Source organism: Jeotgalicoccus halotolerans, assembly GCF_003387165.1.
GTDB classification, from domain to species: Bacteria; Bacillota; Bacilli; order Staphylococcales; family Salinicoccaceae; genus Jeotgalicoccus; species Jeotgalicoccus halotolerans.
Genome location: NZ_QUMW01000012.1, coordinates 195834 through 202025, shown reverse-complemented (window position 1 = coordinate 202025; position 6192 = coordinate 195834). Strand labels below are relative to the sequence as shown.

Genomic DNA, 6192 nt, shown 5'->3' with positions numbered 1-6192 from the left:
AATTGGTCGCCTCAATGTCTGCTCCTAATTAATAGAAGACTTCTTTATTCGGAATTAAACGTTGACATATTGTCATTCAGTTTTCAATGTTCTTTGTGTAAAGTTTTGTGTTGTTTGCGTCAATCTCGTTGACTGCTCAATTATCTTAACATGTCTGTTTTTCAGATGCAACAACTTTTTTAAGTTTCTGTTAAGTTTTTGTTACGTCGTGTTTGAAACGACTTTTCTATCTTAACACATTTAAGTTTCAAATGCAACAACTAATTTAAAGCGTTTGTCAATTTTTGTTGAGCCGTGTTTTGACGACTTTCATATCATACCACGTCTCGGTTACAGACGCAACAGCTTTTTTAAAAGTTGTTTTGTAAAGATATTTTTGTATGCGTCGTGTTTTGACGACTTTTATATCATATCAAGTATCTTTTGTTTCGTCAACACTATTTTCTAAATTAATTTAACATATTGTTTAAAAATGTTACAACTTCGTAACGAAGTGTTAAATACGCAAAATGAATACTTGATATATACTATCATATAAGCTTGAGAAAGTATAGAATAATTTTAGAGGTGACATAAATGAGAAAACCCGGCAATAAAATAATGCGTATACGCGGCTGGGCTCTTGCTATGATATTCATAGGTATGGCTGTAATGTACCTGGGTATATTCTTTCGTGAAACTCCATGGGCAATGATGATTTTCCTTGTCTTGGGAACACTGCCTATTATGCTCAGTTTCGTTATCTACTTCTGGGTCGGTATGATCAGTACACGCACAGTTACTGTACAATGTCCGAACTGCGAACGTCATACGAAGATTCTCGGCAGAGTTGATTACTGCCAGCATTGCAAAGAGCCTTTAACATTAGATCAGGAACTTGAAGGCGAAGCGTTCACTACTGATTATAATGTTAAACACCGCAGAGAGAAAAAAATTGAAGAGATACGCAATAAAGAAAACAGTAAAGATTAAATAAAAATTCCCGGTGCGTCTCGCACCGGGAATTTTTATTGATGTTCTTTTTATATCCTTTATATAGAAGAAACTGGTTTTATCTACGCGAAGCACTTTCTTCATTTTTGCTGCATTCAGGACAGACACCGTATATTTCCAAACGGTGATGACTGACTTCGTAGTCTGTAACTAAACCTGCAAGATGCTCTACTTCTTCTAATGCCGGATATTGAAAATCCGTAATCTTACCGCATTCGCTGCAGATGATATGATAGTGCGGTACTGAGTTAAAATCGAATCTGCTCGATGAATCCCCGTAAGTCAGTTCTTTAACCAGACCAGTCTGTTTAAATAATTTTAAGTTATTATAAACTGTCGCAACGCTCATATTCGGAAAGTCGCTGGACAGAGCTTGAAATATATCATCGGCAGTCGGATGCACTTCACTTTCAACAAGATAATTGAGGACTGCTTTTCTTTGAGGTGTAATTCTCACACCTGTTTCTTTAAGCGCCTCAAGAGACTCTGTGAAATGGTCATGATGAGTATCTATCATCTTCATATGACTGATCCTTCCTTCTATTTATATATACCTAATATATACATTGTACTTTGAATGTAAAATCATTGTCAAACTAATATTAATAACCTTTATAATAATCTATAATATTCTTCATTTTTGTTTTGTCATTTATATGCTCGAGATTATATTTGAATATCTCAAACGCTCTGACATTATACATGCGGGTTTTTGCTGAGCAATGCGGAGTAATAGTCAAATTATTAAAAGTATACAGCGGGCTGTCTGCCGGCAGCGGTTCTTCATTAAATACATCTGATAAAACATGCGCAATATATTTCTCTTTCAGCACTTCAAGCAGCACTTCGTCTGTCATTACACTTCCTCTGCCGATGTTTAAAAATACCGCTTCATCTTTCATGATCTTAAATGTCTCTGTCTGAAGAAAGTTCGTTGTACTCGGTGTGCTCGGCAAAATATTAATCATGATATCGGCACTGCCGATTTGTGAATTAAGTTCACTGATTGGATAAGTCTGATCAAAGCCTTCTATAGAGCGGCCATTTGTATTATATCCAGTTGTACACACTCCGAAAACCTGCAGTGCTTTCGCAAGATGGCTGCCGATACTCCCTGTTCCGAGAATATGAGCTTCTTTTCCATGTAATTCCTCTGAAAGTGAATAGTTAATCCATTCATTTTTCTTTTGAGCTTCCTGCAGCTGGTTAAACTTCTTATAATATTGCAGGAGCATACCGACCGCAAATTCCGTCATCGGTATTTTATGAATACCCGTTGAATTTGTGACGAGCGCTTTATCAAAAATGTCTTTTGGAATTTCATCAATTCCCGCACTCATAACGTGGACCCAAATCAAATTCTCAAATTTTTCCGCTTCACCGTCAGTCAAATCACCGCCGTATGTAACGAAAACTTCAGTTCCAGCTTTTATTTCATCTGTCATATTTTCTTTTTCTACATATAAATAACTATGTTCTTTACCTATTTTTTCAATCATCTCTTCTTTTAATTTAACCGTTGAAGTAATTTTCATGCTGCCTACCCCTCTTTAAGAAATTTCTTCAGTTCTTCTGCGTGCTCGGATGCTTTTACTTTATCGAAACGTTTCAGAATGTTTGAATCTTCATCTACTACGAACGTGGTACGGGTAATACCGTCAAATTCCTTGCCGAATGCTTTCTTCGGTCCGTACACTCCAAGCTCAGAAGATAATTTAAAATCCTCATCGACAAGAAGTTCAAAATTTAAGCCGTGCTTTTCTATAAAATTCTGGTGTTTCTTCCTGCTGTCACCGCTTACTCCGTAAACAGTCACACCGAGTTCATTCAAGTCCGCCATGCTGTCCCTCATATCACACGCCTGAGTAGTACATCCAGGTGTATTATCTTTTGGGTAAAAATAAATTACTGTCCGTCCTTTTAATGAATCATTAGAAACGATTTCGCCATTCTGATTTTCTAGTTCAAACTTCGGAAATTTTTCCATTTATAAGTCATCCTTTTCATCATTAATTCGCCTGTAACTCTATAATACCCTTTCCTCCGGATACTTTAAACCATTCTACTTCCTTAAATATTTCTCCGATGTATGGTATTATATTGAATGAATAAAACTGACGAAAAGTAAGGATGAAATTATGTATAATCATACGAATTCAAAGAAACTGCAAATCGACGCTGAAGAAGTCATCTTAGGCGGCGTCAACTCACCATCAAGATCTTACAAGGCGGTAGGAGGCGGTGCGCCGCTGGTTATGGAAAGAGCTGAAGGTCCCTACTTCTTCGATGTCGACGGCAACAAATATATCGATTATCTTGCTGCTTACGGCCCGATTATTACAGGCCATGCTCACCCGAGAATCCACGAAGCAATTACCGAGCAGTCAAGTAAAGGTATTCTTTACGGGACGTCTACTCAGCTCGAGATAGATTTTGCACGTAAACTCCAAGAAGCGATTCCTTCTCTGGAACGTGTCCGCTTCGTCAACTCCGGAACAGAAGCAGTTATGACGACTATCCGTGTTGCACGTGCTTATACCGGGCGCAATAAAGTTATTAAATTTGAAGGCTGTTACCATGGTCATTCGGATCTTGTACTTGTCGCTGCAGGCAGCGGCCCATCCCAGCTTGGCACACCGGATTCTGCCGGCGTACCGAAAAGTGTTGCACAGGATGTAATTACCGTGCCTTTTAATAATATTGAAGATTTTAAAACAGCTGTCAGCCACTTCGGTGATGAAATTGCAGCGGTACTTGTTGAACCTATTGTCGGCAACTTCGGCATTGTTGAACCTGAAGAAGGATTTCTGCAGGCGGTAAATGATATTGCACACGAAAACGGTTCGCTCGTTATTTACGATGAGGTTATTACAGCCTTCCGCTTCAGTTACGGTTCTGCTTCTGACATAGTCGGAGTCACACCCGACCTAACTGCCATGGGCAAAATTATCGGCGGCGGCACTCCAATTGGCGCCTACGGCGGCAGACTTGATATTATGGAAAATGTTGCGCCCCTTGGACCTGCATACCAGGCTGGAACAATGGCAGGTAACCCTCTGTCAATGGCAGCGGGAATCGCCTGTCTTGAAGTGCTTGAGCAGCCCGGAGTCTATGCCGAACTTGACAGACTGGGTGCAAAACTCGAAGACGGTCTCAATGATTTAATCGATAAATATAATATTACAGCGAAAATCAACCGTTTAGTCGGTGCGCTGACGATTTACTTTACTGATGAAATTGTCACAAACTATAAACAGGCTGAGGAAAGCGACGGGGAAATTTTCGCGAAATTCTTCAGAGGACTCATCAGCCGGGGGATCAACATCGCGCCTTCTAAATACGAAGCATGGTTCTTAACAACCGAACACACGGATAAAGATATTGATGATACACTTGCTATAGTTGAAGATGTGTTCAAAAATGACCTTTAGGAGTTGGTGCCATGCGTTTTGGTGCTAGAGTATTAAAAACGGGTATAGCTGTTGTATTAACTTTTTTAATTACAAATCAAATTGGCTTAACACCGGCGCTTATTGCCGGAATAGCTGCCGTCAATGCACTGCAGCCTAATGTATACAGGTCTCTAGAAACTACCTGGAACCAATTCAGAGGTAATACCATCGGGGCAATGTCTGCAATTGTTATGGTGCTGCTTTTCGGCAGTAATATACTGATTATTGGACTGACTGTAATTTTAGTACTTGCAATGCTTTTATTCTTTAAATTACAAAGTGTATCTACACTTGCAGTCATCACTGTTGTTGCAATAATGGATGTGCCTTTCGGAGCAGATCTCAGCACAACAGATTTCCTCGTTACAGCAGGTACGCGTTTCTCTCTTGTAATGATTGGTGTTCTCGTATCGCTTCTTGTAAATCTGGTCTTTATACCGCCGCGTTACGAAACCAAGATGTATCATAATTGTTTTAATATCGCTAATGATATTTTCAAGTGGATGCGTCTTGAACTTAATTCGGTTACTGAATCACAGAATGTTAAAAAAGACCTCGAACAGCTGCAAAAACGGGTAACTAAACTGGAAACGATGTATTCCTGGTATAAGGAGGAACGCAATCTTTTTAAGAAACAGCGATTTAGCGATCACAGACGCAAAGTTTTGTTCAAACATTTAATTGCTTCAACGAGACAGGCCTACAATCTGCTGAAACGGATTAATCGCTACGAAAATGATTACAATCATCTGTCTGATGATTTAAAATATCATATCCGTATTGAAATGGATGAAATGATGGCCTATCATGAGCAAGTGTTCATGAAGTTTACTGAAAAAATTAAACCTGAAACTTCCGAGCTTTACGTCGAAGGTGCACACTACTTTGACATGAGTTTAATGACTCATTTCCTCACCGACTATTCACAGCTCACGGATGAAGATGATAAACTTCAGTATGAGAATATACTGGAGATTATTACTGCAATGCATGAATACTCCCGCGCGATTGATCGTGTGGACAGACTGGCCAACAGTTTCTTCAGCTATCATACAGATAAAAACAAAATTGATATACAGGATGAAACTTTAGATATATAAAAAAACTGCGGAGACTATCTCCGCAGTTTTTTTATTGCCATCCATTATTCATATCAGCTTTTCCTTTAAATCTGCTCACATTTGGATTGCCTTTAACGATATACCGGTATAAATAATCGACAGCTTCTTCTTTATTATCAATACCGATGCGCTTAGTTTCTTCTATTGCTGCAGGTTTTTGGCCTTCAAGCACATGAAGTATCTCTCCGTTAATCTTTGCACCATTATGTTCGGCTCTTGTAATACCGAGTGCCTTCGTCAGTTTTCCGGGGCCCGCAGTTAAATCCTTCTCTTTGCCGCGTCTCTTTTTCATTACGTCGATGCCGCGGTGCGGTTCAATTCCTCGAATCAGTATTCCTTCCGGACGATCTGTCGTCGTGACAAAGTTCATACAGTTGTGACCATGCATAGTATAGACATATATATGTCCGTACGGTTCAAACATCATGGCATTCTTTTTTGTAACTTTGCCGCTGAAAGTATGTGCTGCTCTATCATTTAAACCAAGGTAAGCTTCAACTTCAGTAATATAGCCGCTCGTTATCTCTCCGTCTATTTCTGTAACAATTTCAACCCCGAGCAGCTGTTTGGCAGCTTCGAGAGTATTGTCGCTTAAAAAATCTATATTTAAATAAGTCATATAAGAA

Annotated in this window: 7 protein-coding genes; 3 read left to right on the top strand and 4 right to left on the bottom strand. The window is 39.2% G+C overall.

The window, feature by feature from the left end; translation table 11 throughout:
- Positions 1 to 576: 576 nt before the first annotated feature.
- On the top strand, positions 577 to 972 hold the full coding sequence (locus DFR63_RS08425) for a DUF2614 family zinc ribbon-containing protein (RefSeq protein ID WP_115885504.1): 396 nt from the start codon (positions 577 to 579) through the stop codon (positions 970 to 972).
- Between the two features lie 79 nt (positions 973 to 1051).
- Here DFR63_RS08425 and perR read toward each other — a convergent pair whose 3' ends face one another.
- From perR to bcp, 3 genes are all read right to left on the bottom strand, one after another.
- The gene (perR, locus tag DFR63_RS08420; RefSeq protein WP_415708208.1) at positions 1052 to 1510 is read right to left on the bottom strand and encodes a peroxide-responsive transcriptional repressor PerR; all 459 of its coding nucleotides are present in this window, start codon (positions 1508 to 1510) and stop codon (positions 1052 to 1054) included.
- Between the two features lie 85 nt (positions 1511 to 1595).
- A complete protein-coding gene (locus DFR63_RS08415) occupies positions 1596 to 2528 on the bottom strand; it encodes an NAD(P)-dependent oxidoreductase (protein ID WP_115885502.1) in 933 nt (310 codons plus the stop codon).
- A gap of 5 nt (positions 2529 to 2533) precedes the next feature.
- Positions 2534 to 2980: a thioredoxin-dependent thiol peroxidase gene (gene bcp / locus DFR63_RS08410; RefSeq protein ID WP_115885501.1), complete on the bottom strand. Its 447-nt coding sequence runs from the start codon at positions 2978 to 2980 to the stop codon at positions 2534 to 2536.
- A 151-nt stretch (positions 2981 to 3131) separates the two neighbouring features.
- Between bcp and DFR63_RS08405 the strand changes: the two genes are divergently transcribed.
- Both DFR63_RS08405 and DFR63_RS08400 read left to right on the top strand, forming a co-directional pair.
- Complete coding sequence (locus tag DFR63_RS08405; protein WP_115885500.1) at positions 3132 to 4424, top strand: glutamate-1-semialdehyde 2,1-aminomutase; 1293 nt, start codon at positions 3132 to 3134, stop codon at positions 4422 to 4424.
- Positions 4425 to 4435: 11 nt separating this feature from the next.
- The gene (locus tag DFR63_RS08400) at positions 4436 to 5545 is read left to right on the top strand and encodes an FUSC family protein (protein ID WP_115885499.1); all 1110 of its coding nucleotides are present in this window, start codon (positions 4436 to 4438) and stop codon (positions 5543 to 5545) included.
- A 31-nt stretch (positions 5546 to 5576) separates the two neighbouring features.
- On the opposite strand, the gene DFR63_RS08395 is transcribed toward DFR63_RS08400, so the two are convergent.
- Positions 5577 to 6185: a DNA-3-methyladenine glycosylase gene (locus DFR63_RS08395; RefSeq protein WP_115885498.1), complete on the bottom strand. Its 609-nt coding sequence runs from the start codon at positions 6183 to 6185 to the stop codon at positions 5577 to 5579.
- Between the last annotated feature and the right edge of the window lie 7 nt (positions 6186 to 6192).

Coding starts and splice junctions, on each gene's coding strand:
- DFR63_RS08425 (WP_115885504.1), top strand. CDS start 577: ATGAGAAAACCCGGCAATAAAATAATGCGTATACGCGGCTGGGCTCTT.
- DFR63_RS08405 (WP_115885500.1), top strand. CDS start 3,132: ATGTATAATCATACGAATTCAAAGAAACTGCAAATCGACGCTGAAGAA.
- bcp (WP_115885501.1), bottom strand. CDS start 2,980: ATGGAAAAATTTCCGAAGTTTGAACTAGAAAATCAGAATGGCGAAATC.
- DFR63_RS08400 (WP_115885499.1), top strand. CDS start 4,436: ATGCGTTTTGGTGCTAGAGTATTAAAAACGGGTATAGCTGTTGTATTA.
- DFR63_RS08415 (WP_115885502.1), bottom strand. CDS start 2,528: ATGAAAATTACTTCAACGGTTAAATTAAAAGAAGAGATGATTGAAAAA.
- DFR63_RS08395 (WP_115885498.1), bottom strand. CDS start 6,185: ATGACTTATTTAAATATAGATTTTTTAAGCGACAATACTCTCGAAGCT.
- perR (WP_415708208.1), bottom strand. CDS start 1,510: ATGATAGATACTCATCATGACCATTTCACAGAGTCTCTTGAGGCGCTT.